Origin of the sequence: Mesobacillus sp. (assembly GCF_047739415.1) — a bacterium.
Lineage (GTDB): Bacteria > Bacillota > Bacilli > Bacillales > Cytobacillaceae > Mesobacillus.
The window spans coordinates 1-22,878 of the sequence record NZ_JBIQOE010000274.1 but is presented as its reverse complement, the minus strand read 5'-3'; the positions used below and the strand labels follow the sequence as shown (position 1 = coordinate 22,878).

Annotated in this window: 25 protein-coding genes and 1 riboswitch; of the genes, 24 read left to right on the top strand and 1 reads right to left on the bottom strand. The window is 37.0% G+C overall.

What is annotated here, in order from left to right; translation table 11 throughout:
- The first annotated feature begins 131 nt into the window (after positions 1-131).
- The 8 genes from ACH0QE_RS21645 to ACH0QE_RS21610 all read left to right on the top strand — a co-directional run bounded on the left by ACH0QE_RS21645 (position 132) and on the right by ACH0QE_RS21610 (position 6,335).
- Positions 132-440, top strand: coding sequence for a hypothetical protein (locus ACH0QE_RS21645; protein WP_415780760.1), 309 nt, complete (start codon positions 132-134; stop codon positions 438-440).
- Positions 441-788: 348 nt separating this feature from the next.
- Positions 789-1,322, top strand: coding sequence for a hypothetical protein (locus ACH0QE_RS21640; RefSeq protein WP_415780761.1), 534 nt, complete (start codon positions 789-791; stop codon positions 1,320-1,322).
- Complete coding sequence (locus ACH0QE_RS21635; RefSeq protein WP_415780762.1) at positions 1,319-1,744, top strand: hypothetical protein; 426 nt, start codon at positions 1,319-1,321, stop codon at positions 1,742-1,744. Before ACH0QE_RS21640 ends, ACH0QE_RS21635 begins: the two co-directional genes overlap by 4 nt.
- Before the next feature lie 69 nt (positions 1,745-1,813).
- The gene (locus ACH0QE_RS21630; protein ID WP_415780763.1) at positions 1,814-2,692 is read left to right on the top strand and encodes a hypothetical protein; all 879 of its coding nucleotides are present in this window, start codon (positions 1,814-1,816) and stop codon (positions 2,690-2,692) included.
- A gap of 109 nt (positions 2,693-2,801) precedes the next feature.
- Positions 2,802-3,017 (top strand): hypothetical protein, encoded by a 216-nt coding sequence (locus ACH0QE_RS21625; protein ID WP_415780764.1) that lies wholly within the window; start codon positions 2,802-2,804, stop codon positions 3,015-3,017.
- A gap of 375 nt (positions 3,018-3,392) precedes the next feature.
- Positions 3,393-4,886 (top strand): hypothetical protein, encoded by a 1,494-nt coding sequence (locus ACH0QE_RS21620; RefSeq protein WP_415802522.1) that lies wholly within the window; start codon positions 3,393-3,395, stop codon positions 4,884-4,886.
- A 127-nt stretch (positions 4,887-5,013) separates the two neighbouring features.
- The gene (locus tag ACH0QE_RS21615) at positions 5,014-6,171 is read left to right on the top strand and encodes a hypothetical protein (RefSeq protein WP_415780766.1); all 1,158 of its coding nucleotides are present in this window, start codon (positions 5,014-5,016) and stop codon (positions 6,169-6,171) included.
- The gene (locus ACH0QE_RS21610; protein ID WP_415780767.1) at positions 6,168-6,335 is read left to right on the top strand and encodes a hypothetical protein; all 168 of its coding nucleotides are present in this window, start codon (positions 6,168-6,170) and stop codon (positions 6,333-6,335) included. Before ACH0QE_RS21615 ends, ACH0QE_RS21610 begins: the two co-directional genes overlap by 4 nt.
- A 32-nt stretch (positions 6,336-6,367) precedes the next feature.
- On the opposite strand, the gene ACH0QE_RS21605 is transcribed toward ACH0QE_RS21610, so the two are convergent.
- Positions 6,368-6,514, bottom strand: a complete 147-nt coding sequence (locus ACH0QE_RS21605; protein ID WP_415780768.1) for a hypothetical protein — start codon at positions 6,512-6,514, stop codon at positions 6,368-6,370.
- Positions 6,515-6,685: 171 nt separating this feature from the next.
- Here ACH0QE_RS21605 and ACH0QE_RS21600 point away from each other — a divergent pair, with 171 nt between their 5' ends.
- From ACH0QE_RS21600 to ACH0QE_RS21525, 16 genes are all read left to right on the top strand, one after another.
- Positions 6,686-7,849 (top strand): DUF418 domain-containing protein, encoded by a 1,164-nt coding sequence (locus tag ACH0QE_RS21600; RefSeq protein WP_415780769.1) that lies wholly within the window; start codon positions 6,686-6,688, stop codon positions 7,847-7,849.
- 216 nt (positions 7,850-8,065) lie between these two features.
- Positions 8,066-8,413 (top strand): DUF6018 family natural product bioysynthesis protein, encoded by a 348-nt coding sequence (locus tag ACH0QE_RS21595; RefSeq protein ID WP_415781191.1) that lies wholly within the window; start codon positions 8,066-8,068, stop codon positions 8,411-8,413.
- Between the two features lie 72 nt (positions 8,414-8,485).
- Positions 8,486-9,133, top strand: a complete 648-nt coding sequence (gene radC / locus ACH0QE_RS21590) for a RadC family protein (RefSeq protein WP_415781192.1) — start codon at positions 8,486-8,488, stop codon at positions 9,131-9,133.
- Positions 9,133-9,582, top strand: a complete 450-nt coding sequence (locus ACH0QE_RS21585; protein WP_415781193.1) for a single-stranded DNA-binding protein — start codon at positions 9,133-9,135, stop codon at positions 9,580-9,582. The genes radC and ACH0QE_RS21585 overlap by 1 nt, the downstream gene beginning before the upstream one ends.
- Before the next feature lie 80 nt (positions 9,583-9,662).
- On the top strand, positions 9,663-10,079 hold the full coding sequence (locus tag ACH0QE_RS21580) for a hypothetical protein (RefSeq protein WP_415781194.1): 417 nt from the start codon (positions 9,663-9,665) through the stop codon (positions 10,077-10,079).
- 77 nt (positions 10,080-10,156) lie between these two features.
- Complete coding sequence (locus tag ACH0QE_RS21575) at positions 10,157-10,471, top strand: hypothetical protein (protein ID WP_415781195.1); 315 nt, start codon at positions 10,157-10,159, stop codon at positions 10,469-10,471.
- Complete coding sequence (locus tag ACH0QE_RS21570; RefSeq protein ID WP_415781196.1) at positions 10,468-11,544, top strand: DUF6094 domain-containing protein; 1,077 nt, start codon at positions 10,468-10,470, stop codon at positions 11,542-11,544. Before ACH0QE_RS21575 ends, ACH0QE_RS21570 begins: the two co-directional genes overlap by 4 nt.
- A 37-nt stretch (positions 11,545-11,581) precedes the next feature.
- Entirely contained in the window at positions 11,582-12,076 is a 495-nt protein-coding gene (locus ACH0QE_RS21565; RefSeq protein WP_415781197.1) for a hypothetical protein, read from the top strand.
- A 74-nt stretch (positions 12,077-12,150) separates the two neighbouring features.
- Positions 12,151-12,675 carry a nucleotidyltransferase domain-containing protein gene (locus ACH0QE_RS21560; RefSeq protein WP_415781198.1) on the top strand — a complete coding sequence of 175 codons (525 nt, stop codon included), beginning with the start codon at positions 12,151-12,153 and terminating at the stop codon, positions 12,673-12,675.
- Positions 12,676-12,746: 71 nt separating this feature from the next.
- Positions 12,747-13,742: a DNA cytosine methyltransferase gene (locus ACH0QE_RS21555; protein WP_415781199.1), complete on the top strand. Its 996-nt coding sequence runs from the start codon at positions 12,747-12,749 to the stop codon at positions 13,740-13,742.
- Between the two features lie 528 nt (positions 13,743-14,270).
- Entirely contained in the window at positions 14,271-15,695 is a 1,425-nt protein-coding gene (locus tag ACH0QE_RS21550; RefSeq protein ID WP_415802520.1) for a DnaA N-terminal domain-containing protein, read from the top strand.
- 627 nt (positions 15,696-16,322) lie between these two features.
- Complete coding sequence (locus tag ACH0QE_RS21545; protein WP_415778253.1) at positions 16,323-17,207, top strand: ArdC-like ssDNA-binding domain-containing protein; 885 nt, start codon at positions 16,323-16,325, stop codon at positions 17,205-17,207.
- Positions 17,208-17,434: 227 nt separating this feature from the next.
- On the top strand, positions 17,435-17,623 hold the full coding sequence (locus tag ACH0QE_RS21540) for a hypothetical protein (RefSeq protein ID WP_415778254.1): 189 nt from the start codon (positions 17,435-17,437) through the stop codon (positions 17,621-17,623).
- A 95-nt stretch (positions 17,624-17,718) separates the two neighbouring features.
- Positions 17,719-21,042, top strand: a complete 3,324-nt coding sequence (locus ACH0QE_RS21535; RefSeq protein ID WP_415778255.1) for a helicase-related protein — start codon at positions 17,719-17,721, stop codon at positions 21,040-21,042.
- 12 nt (positions 21,043-21,054) lie between these two features.
- Entirely contained in the window at positions 21,055-21,813 is a 759-nt protein-coding gene (locus ACH0QE_RS21530) for a hypothetical protein (RefSeq protein WP_415778256.1), read from the top strand.
- Between the two features lie 227 nt (positions 21,814-22,040).
- Positions 22,041-22,129: riboswitch (cyclic di-GMP riboswitch) on the top strand.
- 69 nt (positions 22,130-22,198) lie between these two features.
- Positions 22,199-22,878, top strand: a 680-nt coding sequence (locus tag ACH0QE_RS21525; protein WP_415802519.1) for a hypothetical protein, incomplete at its 3' end; no start/stop codon positions are given.

The following is a 22,878-nucleotide window of genomic DNA, read 5'->3' as shown; positions in this document are numbered from 1 at the left end:
AATAAAAAACTTATAAAATTCATTGTGAAATTATACAATTTAACCTTAAGAATACTTGTAGAATTATTATTAGAAGAATATTTGGATATTATTTAATAACAGAATTAGAACATTATTAAAGGGTGAATATTATGAATACGGATACTATGATCGATCATCTTTATTTTATAAAGAAGGTAACTTTTGAAGGCACGGAAAACCATATTGTTGAATTATTTTCCCTTACAAAAGAAAAAATTGAAAAAACAGAGGGTAAAAACGTATTTAATTTGGAAGTTTTAGCATCTAGTATCAGGGAGGTTTCTTCAAATATTATTGATCAACCGAATATTTATGAGGATTTGAAGAAATATATTTCAGAAGAAGCGGCGGAAAAAATATATCTTACAGTTACAGAAGAAGAAGCTTTTGCAGAGCTTATTAATAGCCATTTTAAATGAAAGTAATTAGCGTAACCTTTAGGGAAAGTAAGTCCTGGGCATCCAATTAGGGTGTCCTTTTATTCTTTATAGGCATCTTGATAAGTTACAGCTCTTAATGGTAAACTCTAGATATAGTTTTTTTCTTTTTTTGATTTTTGATTTTCTTACTACTAAACTAAGGAGCCTTTGGGTTTCAGTCTTTGAGCATATTTATTATGCGCATCAGACTAACCTAAAGGCTCTTTTTGTGTTTTTAGGGGGGTGGTATTTTTTAATAAAGTAGTAAGGCGGGGCGTAAAAAACTTTAAGAAAGGCTGGTTGTTATGGTAGAAGAAATCATGAAAAGCACGGGAGTGAGAAGGTTGTATGTTTAAACTTACATGTTTTGCTCCTATTGAACCTGAAAAATTAGAATTATCACTAAGAGGTATTCATTTTAAAATTGTTAAAAACGGGTTTGAATGGCACATGGACGGTACTACCTTTCGTATTGAACCGTTTCAAAATCAACCCAGGGAGAGCATGAAGGCTTATCGCGTATATTTTGATGGTGATATCCAAGGAGGTTCTTATCTTTTTGATCTATCTCTAGGCTGCATGGGTGCAATTGTCACTGGTGTGGAGTTTATAATGACCCACCCAAAAATGAAGCAAGATGATTGGATAAAAGATTTAAGAAAAAGACCTTCTTATAAGATGATTGATCCAAGAGGGCTGTTCATGAAAGGTTCTTGTGGAGTAGTTGTGGTCAATGATTCTGTCACACTTCAACTTCGCAGCAAAAAAAATAAAAAACTAATAATGGTGGATTGTTTAAAAAAGATCGATTTTATCCGGGAAGAACTGTATCCGGTTGAGTACGATCTTTTTTCAATTCCCGCCGAGGAGGATATCGCATGAAAACTATCGATTTTTATACAAGTAGGCACCATTTTGTTATCACTGAACAAGGAGTATTTCAAAATGGAGAACTAGTTGCCAAAGGAGAAGTATCTTTTCACCATCTTATCCTGGATGAAGCCGCTTGGCTTGTTGTGAAAAGAGGGGAGCATCAACCTGATACTTTCTTGAAAACAGACCGGGTATATTCGTTGTTGCCCCAAAATGAGTACTATTGTGGTGAAAAATGCGGAAAACGTCAGGTATTCCGTGTTACATTCCAAGTCCTTATTCAAGGAAAATGGATTACCTGTACAAGGGAGATTTCAGCTGTAAATAAAAGACATTTAAATGACATTATCTTCAGGCAGTATGGCTCTCTTGTTCGCATTAATGAAGTAGAACCTATTCACTTTGCTGATGGGTATCAACTGGCGAATTAAGACTTTCTTTAAAGAACAAGAGTAAACCAAAATCCTTTTCCTTTTTATAGGGATATCGAGGTGAAAAACATGGCCAAAAAAGTGTCGAAACAACAAACTTTTGTTGCTGCTAAGATGATGGAATCCTTTATTGAAAGTGGTCAATACTCACATTTAATGCAGACAAAAAAGAAAATCAAGCTACTTACAGAAGCTATGAAACAACGATTAGAATCCAGCGAAGTAAAACGACATGAATTTGAAAAATATCAGCTGGTCGGCCGTTTTATAGCAAAAAAAGTATATGAAACAGATATTATCAAACTAAATGAATATCTCTTTGACCTAGGACTTCTGTTGCCTGTAATTGAAATTGACAATAAAAAGATCCAGGAGAATATTCTTTATTGGGATATGATTAAAGACTTTCAACTAGAAGATACGTTTTATTTGAAACCGAACTTCAACAAAGTCGGGAAAGCACTAAATAACATTTCCCGGAATTTCGAAGTTACGGAGCGGTGGAGTTTAGAGGATATGGCTCGAACACTATCGCTTCTAAAACCACAAGCTAAGACGTATTCCAACAATTACGAAAAACTTAAACGCCAAATTTCTAAATTAGATGAAATCGAGAGAATAAAAAGATTGCCTAAAGAAGAACGTTTCCCAATACCGCATAAGTATGGTAGCTTATCTGTTCTTGCTAACCAGGCTAGATACGATGTATCGGCTATTTATGACTATATTGGTGAATGGATGCTTATAGAGTATGGAGTTCCTAATCATAATTTGTTGGAGCATTATATACTGAACGGAACGATAACCAAAAGAGAACTTGAACAGTTTAAAGTTCTGAAAGATATTCGCCTAGATTTTTCTGTTATGACATTGGAGGATGAACGAAAGTTATATGAGCTGCTTGATAGTAAGAATCGTATTATTGCTGCTAATCGAATGGGAGCATAAGGGGTTGTCTTCATTTGAAAAATTGTTACATCAAAGCGTACAGACCGGCCGTCAGGAGATGTAATTAAGACTTAACCAATACTATACTAAAGAGCGGGATGTGGCAGATGTGAATTTGATTAAACTAATATGTAAAAAAAGTAAATTTACAGGAAAATTATGCGATTTTCGAAAAGGAAATGTATATGAGGGGATTTTTATAAATGAAACGCTAATGGTAGATGGGAATCATGGAGATATCCACTTTTTCGAAAATAAAGGTGTGGATTACTTTGAAATTACCTCATTACCAAAACAGGAAGTTGCTTTTGTGGATAAAAAGTAATTGAAGATGCGGGAAATACTGCTCTTAGAAAACAGTTAAATTTTTAATAATTATCAAGACTATAAACCTCTACTAAAGTTAGTAGAGGTTTATAGTCTATTGGGGGGGTGAATATCCTCTGCTACATTGTCTAGCGGGAGATTTCCCTAATTTAGCAGATGGATAATTTGTATGGATACTACTCAACAGGTTAAAGAGGCAATCAAAAATAACTATCTTACTGATAATCGTAAACAGGTCGTTCTATATTCCGGGGGGAAGGATAGTTCATACTTACTCACCCTACTTTGGGAAGTACTAGTAGAACTCCCTGAGCATCTAAGGACAAAAACGGTATATATCATGAATTCTGACACTGGGGTAGAAGCTCCTATCATGGCTGATTATGTAGAGCGGACACTAAAAACAATCGAACATGAAGCTGCTCTCCAAGGCCTTCCAATCGTTGTAGAAAGAGTAAGACCAAACATAAAGAACAATTTTTGGTATCGTGTTTTGGGGCGTGGGACACTTATTTCAACCCCGAATACAAAACACCATCCTTGTACCCATTGGTTAAAAATCGGACCGACCCAAGAGAAATTTAAAGAGTGGATCGCTAATGCTCCTGTTCGATTGGGAGAAGATAAATCCGTTATTACCTGTTATATGGGAGTGCGGAATGAAGAAGGGGCTCGGAGAAAAGCTTCAATCTCGAAATTTCAGTTGAGTGAAGAATCCCTGTGGGCTAAACATTCTGATTTTGATGAAATTATGTGTTTCCACGCAATAAAATTTGTCACAGCTGACGAACTCTGGTTCGAGTTATTAAATAGAGGGACATTGCCCTTCGGTGTAACCGCTGAAGAATTATCCATTCAATATGGAGAAGGTATCCTTGAATGTGCTATAAAAACTTCAACAGAGCAAGGAAAAAGTTCTTGTGGTGCATCCGGAGGACGCTTAGGCTGCTGGATTTGTGGAATGGTGAGCGGAAAGGATCCGATGTTATTAAGATTTATCGAAGAAGGATACAACTATGAGGGATTGCTGGAATGGAAGACTCTCATGCTGCAAATGCGGAATGATATTCGCTATCGCGAAGTTTTTCCAAGGCAGCATTATAATCGTATCCAAAAATTTAGAGATAAGCCGGCACAGGTTGACTTATTTGATACTGACGAATCAACTAAAGCCGCCAACTACTTTCAAACTTACGAAAGGGCGCTTACTGATTCTTATGCGCCAGGAGGAATGACTTTAGAAGGTCGTAGACTGCTTCTTGAGCATTTACTTTTTGTCCAAGAAAGGGATGGTCATTCTCTCATCTCTGAGGATGAAGTACAGGCTGTTTTAGAAGCATGGAAAGATACAGAGGGCATTTGTATTGAACGCTCAGAAATTAAGCCTAAAGCCATGAAATACGATGGAGAATTGGTGTTCCTTCCAAACAAGACCGTTAATACAAAGGCGACTAAAAATGTAAATGAGGTTTTCTATGTTACCATCGAATTGAACAAGGAAGAAAAGGAACTTTACACTTTTTTGAAAAACAGACAAAGGGTAAATCAAACCAGCTTGTTCTTCTTTCCGGATTGTACCGAATTTAAGGATATGAAGCTCGTCTGGAATAAAGTAACCTTTGTTGTATGTAAAGAAGGAATCCGTACAAAATCGGAAGCAACCGAGTTTGTTCACAAGTGGCTAGGGTGGAGATACGGTTCCTTTACTGAAGAAACTAAAAAAGCCGCAATAAATTTTTTGATTCTTTCAGCATTGTCTGAAGGGTTAGAGAAAAGGCAGCAGGAGCAACAGAATTCGATTTTAAATGATGGGTTAGATCCACTACCTGTTACGAAAACAAATGGCCAATTAGCATTCGCTATTTAAAAAAGAGGTTGCAAAAAGAAGATGGGGTTCCTCATTCTTTCTTCTTTTTGATAGCACAATTTAGGGTGTTAAACGGTAACCGAATTTAGTGTATGATATCTAATAGTTGATATGGAGGTATATGAAAGTGGATGAAAAAAACTATCACAGCCGCCTACTAAATATTAGCAGGAAAATGGATGATGTTATTGAAAAGCTTAAGTCTAGCTACATAGATGAAAAACTACAGATGCCATGGCTTTTATGGCTAGCTGCCGCTCCATTAAGGGATATTGCTAAAGTAAAAGAACTACAACAGGGGATTCTCACATTTTTTACCACTAAGGCTTTTTTGAGCATATTCCCTATCGTTGCTGCCGTATTTGGTCCCTGGATCTTAGCATTTACCAATTTACCTAACTGGGTGGCACCGTTTGTAACAGGAGTGATTGGGTATCTGATAAGTATGGTATTTTATTTTCCACAGCTAACAAATTTCAATAGCGATCATTTTCATCTTGGTGCCTATAAAACGTGGCGAAAACAAGAATATGAAATTTTCAAAGGGGCTTTTCTTGATTCTGAAGGAGAGTTTTATTTTAAGGGTTTGTATGATTATGCCACCAGCTCTAAAGAGGGGTATCAAATGATCCAAAGTCTAATTCATGACTTTCTTGCCCAGGAACGGGCGGAGTATAAAAGCAAAATATATTCCCTAGAGAAGAACATTGAGCAGCATCTTATAAATACCGAAAAGATTACTACTGAGTATGAGGAATTTACCCAGGGACTTATTTCCGAAAGAGATGAGTTGTTGCAAGAATTCGAATATGTGATTCACCTTTTAAAAGATTTGAATACGCTATTATTCCGCATTCACAATAAAGGGCTGGATATTCGGGATTTAAATATTTTAACTGGGTTTTCGCTATATGAACTAAAAGGCCGAATCCTTTATCAAGTCGCAGATGTTGGGACATCGGGAATTACCGCAACCGAAATAAGCTTAAACGATAGTAAATTTTCACATTACGGCGTTGTAAAAGTTATTACAGAGGGTTTGAACCTACCATATTTTAATCATCCATACCCCGGCCATGTAATTGTATCTTACAAGATGAATATTGATAACAAGAAAACCTGGGTTTATAATTTTCATTTCGATGATTCTAATACTAGAGCCTGGAAGCTATTGATAGAAAATGGTATAATTGAGTCAAAAGAGATCTATAGATTAATGCATGCATTATGTCTATTATCTCAAAATGAAAAGTTTGCAAGTTCGAAAGGGGCGGTTAATCAATGATAATCAAAGAAAAATCTGGTGTAGTAGAATTTAAAAGTCAAAAGGATATTATTGCTGACCGTCAAAAGAAAACTGATCAACAGTACCGTGATTTACAGAAACGAATTGGCAGGATAATGAAATCAAATTACCATCTTGCTCAAAGTTCTTTATCTGAACGCTAAAACTAGTCGAGGGGGCCTGGGGGCTTCCTCTTTTAATTTCTCCTTAAAATCTCTTGGGCTCTTTTTTTTAAGTAATTTTGAGTTTCAAGTATTTCCTTTCTTCTTTTATCCAGTTTTTCTTCCCTATTGTTCAAATTAATCGGTCGTGCAACAGAATTGATATCAACTATTTTCCTCATGCAATCACCTCATTTTTTAGCTTTTCCGAAGGACGCTTTTTTATTCATTAAAAAATATAAAAAAATGATTATAATTAGAACCAGTAAAGTAACAAGTTAATGGATGTGAATCCAATTAAATTGTTTATAATTTAATTAGCCTTAAATATTCGTAGTTAGCGAGGAAATTAAATGATAAGAAGAATAGAAGCTTTAGATATTATAAGAGGCTTGTCCATTATAGGGATTCTCTTTGTGAATATACATTCGTTCAGTTGGCCTGAAATTTACGACTCTAATCCTTCGGAATACTGGAGCTTACCATTTAATCATGTAGTCCATGATTTCCTGTTTGTTTTATTCCAATCCAGTTTTTATCCGATATTTGCTTTATTATTTGGTGTTAGTATGACCTTTATTTTTAAGGGGGCAGAAAAAAGAGGCCTGAATCCTTATAGAATATATACAAAAAGGTTGATTTTCTTATTGGGAATAGGCGCTTTTCATGCATTCTTCATTTGGTATGGTGATATCCTAATTATTTATGCGTTATTAGGACTTGTACTGTTGCTTTTTTACCGATTGAAAGCCAATACATTATTGTCGTTAGGGGTGGTCCTTTGGCTTGTCCCTAATAGCTTATATGGTCTATACCTTTATATAAGCCAGACAGCGTTAGTGCCTTATGATAATTCGCTTGTGATCCGAACAGTAACCAATGCATATCAAAGTGGTTTTTGGAAAATTGTTGCTCAAAATATGGAAGACTGGAACCAGCTTTATAACTTGTATAGCATACCTTTTATCTTTGTTAGCATCTTTCCTATGTTCATTTTGGGTCTTGCAGTCGCAAAAAAGAACTGGCACGTTTCAATTGGTGGAACGTCAGAACAAATAAAAAAAACCTGGATAGCAGCCGGAGTTTTGGGATTGTTTTTTAAGATATTGCCAATCTTTGAACCTAACAATCTTCTTTATGCGCATATTGCTGAAGCCTTTGGAGGGCCATTGCTTGGGTTGTTTTACGCTTTATGTATTACAAGGTGCTCTCCCTCAGGATCCTATATAGAGGGGATAGCAGCTGTTGGGAGAATGTCCATGACGAATTATTTACTGCAGTCTATATTAGGTTTTATAATTTATAAGATTGGTGGTCTTTATGGCCAGTTGCCGCCACTTGTAAATCTATTGGTAGCAATGGTTATCATCGCATTCCAATTAACAATAAGCGCTTTTTGGATGAAGCGATTTAAATCTGGTCCAGTGGAACTACTTTGGAAAAAATTCACCTACGGATCTACGGGTGGTCAGGTGAAGAAAAGTAAAGTAGCGCTTGAATATAGTGAGGGCAGTTAAAAATTTGTTGCTCTCTCATCCAATTAATAGTAATATTGTAATATAAGCTTTTTTGATTTTTTAATTTTTTGCAACCATTTGGTTAGCGGGTATGTTAGTAAACGCAGCGTTCTTTGGAACGATTCTTCAAAACACATTTTTGTGTTTATTAGAATCTTTCTGGAGAGCGCTTTTTTGCGTTTCTATATAATTTTTTATCCAGAAAGGGTGGTATTTATGGCAGTAAACATGGCGGAGTTATTAGGTAAAAGAGATGTGGTTGAGGATTGTCGTCAGCAAATTCGCACGTTAAACAGTCATCACTATCGGGTTACAGCTGAATTGGTTTTTAAAAACGGAGATCGCCGAATCTTTCGCGCGAAATCAGTTGACCAAAATTCAGCTATCCGCGAAGTTTTGACATTTGTTTCAGCAGTCGAAGAAGCTACGGGCGAGTCGGTTATGTGGAGGTTAAGAGGTGAGAATACGTATCATTTAAGCACTAATTATACGGCCAAACCTTCCCTTCTCCAACGGACAAAAAAAGCATTTTTAAGTTACTTCTTCGACATCGATCAAGATTAGAACTTTTAAGTAACAGGGGCGCATTTTATTAAAAAATTTTAAGAGACTTTAAGAAAGGTTGTTGTGACTTTTATGAACAAACACTTTGCTATTGCGAAAGAAGAATTATTATTTTATGGCTCTGAAAATACTTCTTTTCAAAATCTTTTGGCGGTATTGATTGGTCCTAAAGCGAATCCTGTGGTTACTGGTAAATTAGCTGCTCTAGGCATTAAAGGGGTTTCTTCGCTGTCTAAAGAAGAATTACTCTCCTATGAAGGTGTTGGTGAAATTACTGCAGACCGCATTATTGCTTGTTTAGGATTGGCAGGCATGATGAATAAATTCAAGCTTGAAAATAAATATGTTATTCGCTGCCCGGAAGATGCCGCAAAATATCTATTAAATGATCTTGCTTATCTAGATCAAGAACATTTTGAGGTGTTATTCCTTAACACAAAAAATGAAATTATCGGTAGGAAAAATATATTTAAAGGATCTCTGAATGCATCAATAGTTCATCCAAGGGAGATCTTCCGCGAAGCCGTTAAATTAAGCGCTGCTTCAATTATTGCTGGGCATAATCATCCTTCGGGCAACCCCACTCCTAGCCGCGAAGATATAGATGTGACTAAACGTCTGGTTGATGCGGGTAAGGTTGTTGGAATCGAGGTTCTTGATCATGTCATCATCGGCCATAACGGAAAATATGTTTCATTAAAAGAAAAGGGGTATTGCTGATGCTAAATAATGTGATTCTTACAGGACGACTTACTAAAACTCCAGAAGAGCGTGGCACGGAAGAAAATCCAGTTACTGTTTTCACACTCGCTGTTAATCGTTCATATACAAACCAGCAAGGTGAAAAACAGGCTGATTTTATACAAATCAAAGCGTTTAAGGGAAAGAAACTAGCTCAGAATTGTAGTAAGTTTCTTAGGAAAGGCATGTTAGTTGGAGTAAAGGCGAGGCTTCAATCAGGTTCTTATCAAAAAGATGGTAAGACAATATTTACACTTGAAGTGATAGCTGAAGATGTTCAATTCCTTGAACCAATAAAAAAGGAAGCTGAACCCAATAATCCTTCCGCTGGCAAGGGAGAAAATAATAGCAACCGATTTACACCAGAAGATGATCCATTCCCAGGTAGTATAGATTTTGAGCCTAATGGTGAGTGGCCTTTTAGTTAATCGGTTTAAAGAAGCGTTCATTCTTGAAAAAGATTGAACGCTTTTTTATTTATTAATAGAAAAGTGAGGAGAGAGATCACATGAAAAAATACTATGTAATTTTACCAGATGGTAGAGTGGATTTTTCTGGACAAGCTGAAATTCTTCATGAGTATCTTGAAGACAAATTTGAAGCCCTTCATGGTTTCCGGCCGATGTTTCAGGAATCAGAAGATGAAGGATATTTGGAGATGTACCTGCACACAGACTCGTTTGACATACTTAGTGATGAAGAATTGTGCAGTTTAGATCGATTAGGTATCACAGAAAGTGATTCTCTTAACAACCTTATGCTTCTCTTAAATATTCGGGTTGAGTTATGGGATGAAGATGAAATCGCTAGTTGCAGTTTATGCAATAATACTTACCATGAAGTCCTCGTTAACGTAGTGGATTTTGAGGATGATGTTTGTAAAAATTGTTTGCCTGGGGTTAAATCTGCACTTACTTTTGCCTAAGCAAGCCAATGAAATAGCTAAAAGGACAGGGAGGCCATTATAATGCCTCTCTTTTCATTTACTAAGGAGGATTTGTGATGGAGTTACCGCATTGTTATGAAGATGATTCAGCGGTTCAACCATTTATGAATAAAGCAAAAGAAAGCCTTCCGTTTCTTGCTTACATCGCCATCAATGGTGCATATCTTGAGCAAGACAAAATGTTTAAGTGTGTAGCTCTTACGCATCTAAAAAATTATTTTAAGAAGGCGGCCATTACGGAGGAAGACTTTTTTGACCTTGTTAACTTACTAGATACCTTTCGAGATCCTTATCAGGATTTTATAGAACAAAGGGCATCAAGAACTTGGTCAGATATTAAAAATAATATTTTAGGGGGATTAACACTATGAGTCATGTAGGAAATAAAATTCGGGCCGGTTTCTTTGCTACACCCGAGCGCCAAGGTGAATATTTAACCAAATTACTAAACGTGGAAGGAAGCGGCGTCTGGTTAGATCCAACATGCGGTGAAGGCGAGATTCTTCATCAGCTTGCGTCGCCTTTTAAAGGCGCAGATTGTACCATTTCCACGTATGGGGTTGAACTCGATAAATCAAGGGCAACAAAAGCTCATTCCTTACTGGACCATTGTATCAACGCACCAATCGAATCAATGGTCATACAGAATGATGCTGCTTCGCTCCTGTATTTGAATCCTCCTTATGACTTTACGATGAAGGGGATAGATGATGAGTCTGCAGACCGAAAAGAATGGACTGAGCTCTTCCGGAATACCCGCTATTTGAAGGAGAAAGGATTAATGATATATATTATTCCTTCCTACCGATTTGCGGATAAACGGATAGCGCGTTTCTTAGCTACTCATTTCTATAACGTCGGCATGATGCGATTTTCAGATGAGGATTATGATGATTTCCGTCAGTGTATTTTTATAGGTAATAAAAAATCAGGAAAGCATAAGGAATTTAACCAAAAACTTTATGACTTCCTTTTACGGATGGAGTCGGACGATTTTGTCCTGGAAAAAGTCACTCCTATCAATAAATTTGTAACAGCAGCAAAAACATGGTCTGTGCCGGCAGGGGTAGAGGAATTAAAAACTTTCTATACCAAACTAGCCAATAAAGCTGATTACGTGGATGGTATTCGCAACAGTAAAGGATTTCAAGCTTTTATGAATCGATCTAAAGCCAGGCAGCTCGAAATTGGTGGAGACCCTATCCTACCTTTAAATGTAGGACAATTAGCTTTGTTACTAGCTTCTGGCGCCGTGAATGGAGAAATCGGTGAAGGTGATAATTATCATTTGGTACAAGGTCTTGAATTGGTAAAGAAAATCCCAACCGAAGAGAAGAAAACCCATGACAATGGAAGTGTAACAACCATTACTAAAATCCGCACCAAAAGGGAAGTTTCAGTCAAGGTGATCTGTCCAGACGGACTTATCCGCAAATTGGTGTAAGGGGTTATTTCGAATTGAGAAAGGGCGGGATAAACAAATGTTGAGTGAATGGTATTCTATTTGTTCGATTAAACCGTTTGAGTTTGGATATTACGAAAGGCCAGATGGCGGTTGCGTTGATGAATATAAAATTGTTGCACGATTTTGGGATCGCGAAAACCTTTTTCTTCACGAGCGGATTATCGGGTATGAAGACAGCCCAGGAGAAGCGGTTCAACGTATCGCAGATGTGTTAGAGAATGGCTGCACATTTGTTCAATCCGAGGAGAATTTTGTGTTTCCAGGAGGATACAAAATTTATCACCAAGAAGGAAACTATTATCCTCTTTTACTTGAATCATATATCGATCGACAGGTTGAGAAATTATGTAGGACCGGGGAAGTAACGGATAAGGCGGACATTATACCCAAAATAAAAGCTAGATATATTAGTATCTTAGAAGAAGATGATTATTTCTCTGATCTTCCCTATTTTGGAGAGGAACAGAATCAAAATGGTTATTGCACACTGACCATAGCCTGGGATTTTTAATCCATGAACTTAAGGCAGGTGAGGTTTGCATCCCCCTGGCTTATGCTAATTGATATTAAATGGAGGGTAATGAAATGAAGACAGTGGAAGGTTTTGAAAATTTTTTACCAGGACGTCTATTGAATGAAGTTATGAATCATATCCGGAATTACCTAAATGCTAGTGAGGATGAATTTCAACCAACTCTGATTTGCATTGTTGGTAGTCGCTTAAAAGGTACTCATAGTTTAGGTAGCGATTTGGATATTGCCATCCAATACAAAGGGGATTTACGGGAAGATGATTGTTTTAATTCTCTAATGGAGCATCCTTTGTTCATTGAGGGTATTAAAGTAGACTTTATTTCGTACAGCGAGAATGAAGGGAACTATATCGACTTGTATAAGGAACCATACGTTCTTTTGTTTGAGCTTGAAGAAGAAGTGATTGAGTACAATGCTGAAAAAATGAAGCGTTTTATCAAACAAGACAAATTGCTGCAATTTGTCTTCAATGATTTGACAAAGAGGAAAGTACCGAATGACGATGCTTTGAAAGTGATTTTCAACGGATATGTATTAGATGATTTATCAATGATTGAAGAATATAAAAATGTCTAAGTACGAATTAATGGCGACCCTTTACAATTATGTGAGGGGTCTTTAATTTTCAAAAAATGGAGTGGGAGATTATGATAAAAATACTTGAATTATTTGGAGGAATAGGCGCGCCCCGTAAAGCGTTAATTAACCTGGGTGTTGATCATAAAGCGATAGATTACGTTGAAATAGACGAGAAAGCAGTCAAAGCCTATAACGCTTTATATGATAACACTTATAAGCCTCAGTCCGTTGTAGGGTATGACCTACGACCCGATATTCTTGTACACGGTTCTCCATGTCAGGATTTCAGTAGGTCAGGTAAGCGGCTAGGCGGGAAAGATGAAGACAAAACCCGTTCATCGCTAATGTGGGAAACGTTGAGGATTATCGAAAATATGGGGCCTCAAAAGCCGCGATTTGTCGTCTGGGAAAATGTAAAAGGAGTGCTCGATAAAGATATGATTCAAAGTTTCAATAAATATCTCGTCAGGATGAATGAGCTTGGCTATAAAAACTCTTTTGAAGTATTAAATGCAATGGATTTCGGTATACCTCAAAGAAGAGAAAGAGTCTTCACTATTTCTATTTTAGGGGAATCAGCGTTTGATTTCGGTCAGTTAAAACGAAAGCCCACTCGCCATATTCGAGAGTTTTTGGAGCATCATGTAGAGGGTTCTCAATATTTAATCGATGTACCAAGTATGCTTAATCGTATTGCAGAGTTTAATCCAGGCGCTAAAGAAAAATACCGGTGTCTGGATGTGATAGAGGACAGCTGCTGGACAATAAGTACCCGTCAGGATAGATGTCCTAACGCGGGCATTATCCGCCTAAATGGGCCTCAGTATCGTTATTTGACTGAACGAGAATGTTGGCGTCTGATGGGCTTTGAGGATTCAGATTTCGAGGAAGTATTGAAAGAATATCCTTCAAAGCCTAATAAACGTAATGCGACACTATATAAATTAGCTGGGAACAGCATTGTTGTTCAAGTGTTAGAATCGATTTTTGAAGTATTGCTTCAGGAGGATTTTGTTTCTGATATCATCAGTGACAATAAAGGTCAATTGCAACTAGTTTGCTAATCAGTGAATAAAATCTACTTAAAATAAAGCTCTCCAGATGGAGGGCTTTATTTTAAGTAGATAAATATTTTGAAGCTGAACCGTTACGAAAAACCCATTTGAAAAGTTAATATAAAAGTGGTTTAATAGAGGTACACACAACTGGATACAAAAGGGAAGGACCCTAGCTAAATAGCCGCGCCTCAGTCGGTTTATTTGCTTGGGTCCTTTTTTACTACTAGTAGCTTATATACAAAATAATTGTAATGGCCATTTATATTATAGAATTCAGCATGTATATTTGTTATTATGGTAAAATAAGAGACTTTTAAAAAACATTTTTAAAAAAACTACATAAAAAAACCCACCTGTGGATTTCAACTAATCTGATCAGTTTGGCCGCTGTAGATTAGTTGAATTGGAGAGGCGGGATTTCTTTTTTGCTTCTAGTTATAACCCATTTTACCAATGGGCTCATATAATTTCAAGCATGAAATCTTCGACTCTTTTCGCAAATCGGTGGGGAAAAGAATCGGAGGTTATTTTTATATGGATGGACAACATACTAACCTGAAAAATCGTAAAGGGAAGCTACTTTATTATCGAGAGTATAAAACAGGGAATTCAACACCTGTTCGCCAAAAAAAGGGTACACTCGAAAATCACTTACATTTTAAGCCAGTCGTCGAAAAGAAATATTTCGATGAATCAACCATAAAAAAGTGGACACTTGATACATATGGTGGACCTTCTCCCCAGGTTGTTGAAGGCAACTTTACAATCCTTCATAACTATCTTCTAGACTATTGGGGGATGTTCTTAGGTGCTGAAGCAATAGCGATATACGCATACCTCAGAAGACGTTGTAATATGAAGGAAAACCGAGACTATTGTTGGCCAAGTATAGAAGACATCGGTTTGAGAGTAAAAAAGAGCCGTAATACAGTAGTCAAATATCTTGAAATCTTAGAAACTTATGGTTTCATCTACCGGTTTTATGTGGAAGATCCTTCGCGGAATAACGCAAAAGAAAGTCCAATTATTAAAGTAAGGATGTTGGTTCCATTTTTACCACAAGAATTAGTAGAGCAACTAGAACCTGAAACAAAAGAAAAACATGATGCTGAAATTAGTAGATATTTTGAGAATCCCTTACTTCTTGGGAAAGAAACAGAGGAAAGTCTTGTTTATCACGAAGTTTATGAAATGCTAGAAGAAAAAGCAGTATCAAGCATATTGAAAACCGAAAGGAAAAGAAAAAAAGAAGCGGCCATATTTGAATTTGAAAAAGCTAGCATTTCAGAAAAAGATCGCACGCAATGGGCATCTTTGCTATCGGTTGCGGAAAAAAAAGTATCAAAGCCTTCCTTTGATACTTGGTTTAAAAATACGTATGCAACATTTAATGAATTTGATTCCCATATAAAAGTAACTATATACTGTCCTAACCAGTTTACTCTTGAATGGTTAAAAGAGCGGTATTCCAACTTGATTATAGACTGGTTGAATGAATCCATTGGTGAGATGGATTTCCATCTATCTTTCAACTGTCCGTTAGAAAATAATAATAACAGCGGAACAAAAGATGATAAAGGACTCAATCCAAAAGAAATACAGGAATTGCTTGAAGAAAAATCTGAAGAAAGCAAGCCTGGAACTTCTAAAAGCTCTGAAGATGGGCAACAAAGAGTTGAATTTTCCGATAAGGATAAAAATATTTGGAATTCAGTTCTAAATTTCGGTATGAATAAAATATCTAAGCCTTCTTTCGATACCTGGTTAAAAAATACATCCGCAACTTTTAAGGAAGTTGGAGGAAACTCAGTTGAAGTAACAATTTTTACCCGCGATGATTTTGCACAAGAATGGGTAGAGGAAAGATATTCAACTAATATATTAGAATGGCTTAATGAAATCTTGGGAAGAAAGGACTTTACACTCCATTTTTCATGTTTACAAAACGAGGATATGTAAGATCAAGGAGAATCTCTCTACCAAGAGGTTCTCTTTTTTTTGGAAAGCAAAGACCTCTCTCAGTATTTGATTATCTGATTCTCAAATTTTGATATAGCCAGTCTCAAAATTTGAAGTACTGACTCTCAAAATTTGAGAATCGGAGTTATCCACAACCCTTTTCCCGACTCTCAAAATTTGAGAATCGGTTTACCCACACATTTCCGACTCTCAAAATTTGAGAATCGGAAAAACCCACTCTCAAAATTTGAGAGTGGGATTCTCAAATTTTGAGAATGAATAAAAGAATTTTAATAAAGGTTTTTAAAAATAATAACTATACTCTATATTTGCATTTAAATTAGACCTCTCCATCTTGTCGAAAATCGGAAGAAAGGATATAATACCAATATATTCATTTTTATTTTTTTATTTTATTTGCAATCCTTCAGTGGATTAGCGGGTTACTTAATAAACTTAGCAGCCTTTGAGGTTGATGGAAAAATAGCTCATTTAAGCTATTTTTATCTATCAAAACCTCAAAGGCTTTTTTGCGTTCTGCAAACTTTGTTGTGGTTAAAAACGAAAATGGGAAAGCCTATTTTCGTTTTTTATATAAAAACTTTAAGAAAAAAGGGGCTGTTCCACATGGCATATTGCCGAAACAAAACAAAGAAGGAAACCAAGGGACCATCTGTACAGGATAAAGTACAAGAACTTGTTTCGATCCTTGAAGAAGGCGTAAAAAATTTCACCTATTCTCCAGACGAGTTTAAGGCACTTCTAGAGATGAAAGCTCTTATGCCGAACTACTCTTTCAGGAACATAATGGTGGCTAAAGCACAATATCCTAATGCCAGTTTCATTGCATCTTTTAAACGGTGGAATGAATTAGGACGTAAGGTAAAGAAAGGGTCGAAATCAATTAAAATTTTCAAACCTAACTTTAAAAAAGTAGAAAACGATGATGGCGAGGAAGAAACAAAGCTTGTAGGGTTTCTTACTGTTCCTGTATTTGCTTATGAACAAACTGAAGGGGAGCCGCTTCCTATTGATAAAATCCTTATTAAACTTGATGGGGATTGTCCGGAAGCAAGGCAAATTCTTCACTGTGCAGAGCAGATTGCTAAAGATGATGGTTGTCCGATCTCTTATGGTGATGCTAGAGGTGCAAACGGATTTTACGAGCCTGCTTCTCACAGGATTGTAGTAAGTGATTCATTGAGTATCAATCATAGGTGCAAAACCCTTGTCCATGAATTAGTCCATTCCAAAGTACATCGCTATGACACAAAATCATCCGCTTCTGAAAAAGAAGTAGTCGCTGAGGGAAGTGCCTTTGTAGTTTGTTCGTATTTTGGACTGGATACTTCGGATTATTCTTTTCGATATGTAAATTCGTGGAGCAAAAACGATAGTGATGCACTGATAAAATATGGTTCTCAAATTTGCGATATTTCGGGAAGAATCATTCAGGAATTTAAACGGGCCATGGAAGCAGAGAAAGAGGAACACGATATCAAAACAGCTTAGGGGAAGAGGTCCAATGAAAGAAAGTAACCTATATCAACTAGAAGAGCACGTCGGATACATTTTTTTCGTCGAGCATGTAAACAATATTTCTTCTTGTTATTGGTTTCGAATTCATATGAAAAACGGGGCTACACACAATGTAACCATTAGTTTTGAGGGATCAATTGAGGAAGCAAAAAAAGAAGTTGTAGAGTCATTTAAACAATATCTTGATGGAGGAAAATATCATGACAACGATCGTATTGGAAAGTCGGTTTGAGGGAGTTCCTTTTGGTGTTTTTCGTATTAATGAAGGCCCTCATGCCGGAAAGTACAGGGCGTTTATTCAGCCGTTTGGAATTCAAACTTCAATCCAGGATACAATCGGGAAAGCAGTAGATAGGGCGATTGTAAACATTACAAAGCAGATTAATTAAAAACAATTAAACAGGGAGGTGTATCCCTTACCTCTGTAGTTGATAAGGGAACGCCTATGGCTTCCTTTATCTACTTTAGAGAAAAGGGGCCAAGCATGATTGAATGGAATAAAGTACAAGAAACAAACGTTTCTCCGAAAATGATTGAGATCTATTTGGAGCAAGCGTGGCAAAACGCTTTTTGTTACGCACTTGCTGTTGAACCGCCAGAATATGAATGGCAAGGAGCAAAACTGCTAATGACCATCATTGCCGGAAATGATTCTACTCTTCAGGCAATGAAAGCAGCAGTTGATATAGGCAGTGGCGGATTAACTTTCGGGCATGGAGAAAAGCAATTAACAGATTACAAATTTATCTCTCAATTCCGCCTTTTCTCGGATAAGGGGAAATATGAAAAGTTTCCAATCACTATAAACCAGAATCGCAAAGCAGTAGCGATAGTCCATGATGACCTTCTGGGAAATGGAGATTATATATTGTCTTTCGACGGCTCTCCAGCTGATGATTTAAGACAGGTATTAGGTGGAGGAAAGTTCGGATTACATATATTGCCTGAATGGAAAGATGTTATTTTGCAAGAGTTTGTAAGTCGAGGATGTTTGAAGAAAGTAGACTTTTATTTTGACCAAAGTCTTTTTCCAAACGGATTTAGCATTTACAAGTTAATGTTCAATGAGGAAACAGCTGAACAGGAGGCAGATGACATCATTTCTGAGATGATCAGGCAAGGAAAATTAAAATTTCCTAAAATGGGCAACGGTAATTCCTTAGAAGGGATAACAGACCTAACAACATACATGCAGACTTTTATGGATGATATGGTGACAAAGGTAAGTGAACAAGTAAAACCAGCTCATAATCCTTTGGTTGATCCAGTCCATCCACAAATATCAAGCTACAAGCGGGAATTATTCCCGGTGCAAGCCCATGTGAGTACAGCTATAGCTAAAGTATTAAAAAAACAAAAAGCCGCATTAATTCAGGGAGAAATGAGCACAGGAAAAAGCACATTAATGACGGCGGTTCCTGATGTCCTTGCCACAATGTCAGGTAAGGATGGATATTTTGTTTGCTTAATGTGTCCGCCGAGTTTAACGAAAAAATGGCCAGAAGAGATAAAGGAAATCATTCCACACGCCGATATCCGTGTGATTGAAAAAACAGGTCAACTTATAGAGTTTCATAGTACATGGACGCGCATGGGAAGGCCAAAACCTACTAGGCCTACATTTTTCGTTATTTCGTTTACGACAATGCGGGGAGATTGCGCAACGGTTCCAGCGGTCAAATTTCAGTACAAGAAAACAGAAAAGCAAATTCTTCAAGAAGAACTTCCTTATCGGTTTGGTTACTATTGTGTAAATTGTGGTAAACCCCATCAGGTTATTGAATCTACGCAAATAGAGACCGATGAAAATGGTGAGGAAAAAGAAGTACAAAATAAAAGGACGATGAATGAAGATGAGTTTGGAGAGTCCAGAAGACTTCATAACGCGCAAAAGCCGGCAAATGCTTTTTGCAGCGAGTGTGGAGAAAGTTTGTGGACCAAATATGTTCCAACAAGGTATACATCTTATAGCGAATGGGCCAAATTTGAAAAGAAAATTACCCAAGCTTTAAAAGATGGAAATCATAAATTAATGGAACATCTTCATAATACACAAAAAGAAATTCCGAAACAGGTGGGTAATCCAAGGCGGATAGCCACCGTTGAGTATATAAGACGGAAAATGAGAAACTTCTTTGATCTTCTGGTAGTGGATGAAATCCATATGTTGAAAGCCGGGATGTCTGCACAAGGAAATGCATTGGGGTCACTTGCTGCTGCTTGCAAAAAAGTTGTTGGCGGGACCGGCACACTATTCGGGGGGAAAGCTGAAGATATTTACTATCTCATGTGGAGATTATTTCCTCACATCATGGTTGAAAATGGGTATCAATATTCCGAAGTGCGAAAGTTCAATGAGGAATTCGGTAATATCGAAACAACCATTTATAATTTCGATGATAAAGGAGAGTACAGTAATAAGCAGTCCCGCGGAGGAACTAAACGAACCGAAAAAGTCTTGCCAGGTATTTCTCCATTTGTCTTTTCGAAGTTCCTGGTCCAGAACAGTGTGTTGGTTCGTTTAAAAGACGTATGGCCGGATCCTGTCGAACTGATTAATGTTCCGACGATACTTGTTGATTTAGACGAGGATTTGGGAAGAAATTATCGGCAGATGGTTAATACCTTTGAATCAGCCATTCAATCCCGGGATGATGGCCACAAATTATATTTGCCGCTTACGCAGACAGGGATTGCTTATCCGGACAACCCTTTTACCTATCCTTCATTTTCTATCAAAACAGATGAGGGAGACCGCGACTTGATTTGGAAGCCCGAACCTTTTCCTAAAGAACGAATTTTAAACAAGGAAAAGAAACTGCAGGAAATCATTAAGGGTGAAATCGAAGAAGGACGTAAAAGTATAGTTTATGTTCGGGATACAGGTTCCAGTGTGGAGGGTAGAGATGTACGACCAAGATTGCAGCAGGTGCTTGAACAAGTGGGCGCCAAGGTTTGTATTCTCGACACTTCTACTACCGCAACAAACAAAAGAAGTGACTGGCTGAAAAAGAAAATTGAAAAAGAGGGTTATGATGTTTGTATCGTATCACAGGAATTAGTACAAGTAGGTTTAGATTTACTTTGTACCCCTACGCTTATTTTTTATCAGTTCAGTTGGTCCCTGTTTACCATTAACCAAGCTTCTAGACGCGCTTGGAGAATTGGGCAAACTGAGGAATGCCGTCTATACTATCTTTCTTATAAAGATACCTTTCAAGAACAGATGGCAACACTAATTGCACAAAAAAATAAGGCAGCAGGAGCGATCAATGGTGATGTCAGCTCTGATGGCTTAAATGCCATGTTAGGGGATGATGGAGATCTTCAATCTATGCTGATTCAGTCGATTAAAAAAGGCGAAGTTTTAAAGGGTTCTACTGAAGAGTGGGTTGCTGAAGCGTCAGATCGGGCCAGAGAAATCTTAGCTGGTATCGGTAAAAAGAAACAAAAGGCCTTGTCGGTTAAAGAACAATTTGTTGCATGGGTAAATCAGCAAATTGAATCGGAGTCATCAAAGAATGTATTGATCCGGAAAGTGGCTACCATTACAGCAAATATTGAAAAAGGATTAGTAAATGGCTTTATGGTAAACAACAACATTCTTACGGTGGATCTAATTGAAGCATTTGGTTTTGATTGTATTCCGGACGGTGAAGTGGTTGATTATCTGACTGAGGCGGAAAGAGTTGTAGCTCAATCCGTTGATAACACACAAATATCTTTATTTGAAATCAAGGCTGAGAAAAGCCCGAGGAAAAAACGAAATGCACCAGTATCTGGGCAATTGGCGTTTGAATTATTTTGAGGGGAGAAAAAAATGACATCGCAATTAATAATGGTAATGTTAGTTCATTTCTATATCTTTCTAGAGCTGTTTCTTTTTGCTTATGTGCAAGAATTAAAAATAAGGCATTACAATCAATACTTTGATGAGGTAGCAGAATGGTATTGTATGGAGGAAGAAACTCTTCCTTCGGACAATTCTATGAATGATACGGCTGCTGTTTTAATTCCAACAGAAAATCCTACGGTTGTGAAACTTTCCGAATTAGATGACGCAGCTGAGGGACTTTTTGCTGAGTTGAAGGGCGAATTAAACTTTGAGTCTTCAATGGCCGATTCAATAGGTTGGAAGGATAGTTTCGTTGATGAGATTGTTTACGAACATGATTTTGAAATTAATGAACCAATCCAAGGCCAGGATTTAGTTGGAGAAGATTGTATTCAGATTACAGACCTCGAGGAAACAACGCTACTTCCGCTTACGGGATATGAATCATTTGCTTCTGCGAAGATTGCAGATGAAATGGAAGGACCGCAGCAATGGGTTGTTTCGATAGTAGGGATGGAAGAGTCATATATCCATATATCAGATGGTAAAAGGTTATGGCTAAAAGTAGGCGAAAAAGCTGCTAAGTTAAAAAATGGCGATGTGTTGATCCTCGACGTCATTCGAAATGGAAAAGAGGTTGTAGTTGAAAATCTTTTCCGTTTGGAAACAGACGCATCAGATGAATACATTATTCCAGATGAAGAGTATCAATTTCTTCAAGCAGAAGAAAGCATTGCGATATAACAATATCTCAAGAGTGCGACTTTCGTCGCCTCTTGCCCCAAGGAAATGGTTCCCGTTTCTTTGGGGCAAGAGTAAAATTTAATACTTTATTACTATATAAAATGTTACAAATAAGTGAACTTATGAAAATAGTAATGTATTCGACATTTTGTGACAAAGGTGGTAAGAATAATGTAATATAATGGTGCAGAATTTTATGGTAACAGAAGAAAAAATATCTATCATTTAATAGATAAAGGCAAATTCGCTGAAAGGTGAAGACGCAAAACTATAGGGGCTAAGACAATTTAGTTTGTTATGCCAGCCAGTTACCTAATTAGTGTTTTGGACTAGTAGGTAAGTGAACTAGTCTTTTTTTTAACTTATTATCGAGAGGAGAAAGAATATGCTAGCAAGTCCTCAATTGCAAGAGAACCAAATTATAGAAATTAAGAATACACTTGAAAAACAACGGGTTGGCCTAAAAAAAATTGCATTTAAATATTCTGCAACCGCAAAAACCCTCAACGTGGAGGCTTATGGTATAGAGGATATTTTACATAATGAGGAGTATTACGAAAATATTGAAGATAATTTAATGTTTTCGGAATTATCCTGGCTTGCCCCTATGTCGCGGGAGTTGAACAAAAAGTTAGAAGTGAATTTTGATGCGGAGGTTTCAGTCCTGCCAGATGGAAATATGGACCATACCAATGTTCAGTTTGAAATAAGTGCAGGTATATTCTCCAGACAAACAGAAAAATTCCAAATCCTAAATTCAGCTAAAATACTCTTCACGAACTTACTTCCTTTTAGACAGTACATTAAAAGTGTGACGTTTAAGGGACATCAATATAACCTTAAAACTATTTTATTCAATTTGGAGCTAGATGGTCGAAAGGTAAACACTATTTTATCAAACGCGCCTGTTGCTAATCAACAAGTCCTAAGTCAGTGGATGACAACCCTCGATCATATTTTGGATTACAATAAAGGAAGGTTTAAATTTATAACGAAGGTTCCAGTTGTTAACGGAAAGATGAGTACAGCCTCTTTTGAATCAGCTGTATGTTTCCGTTTCGAAAA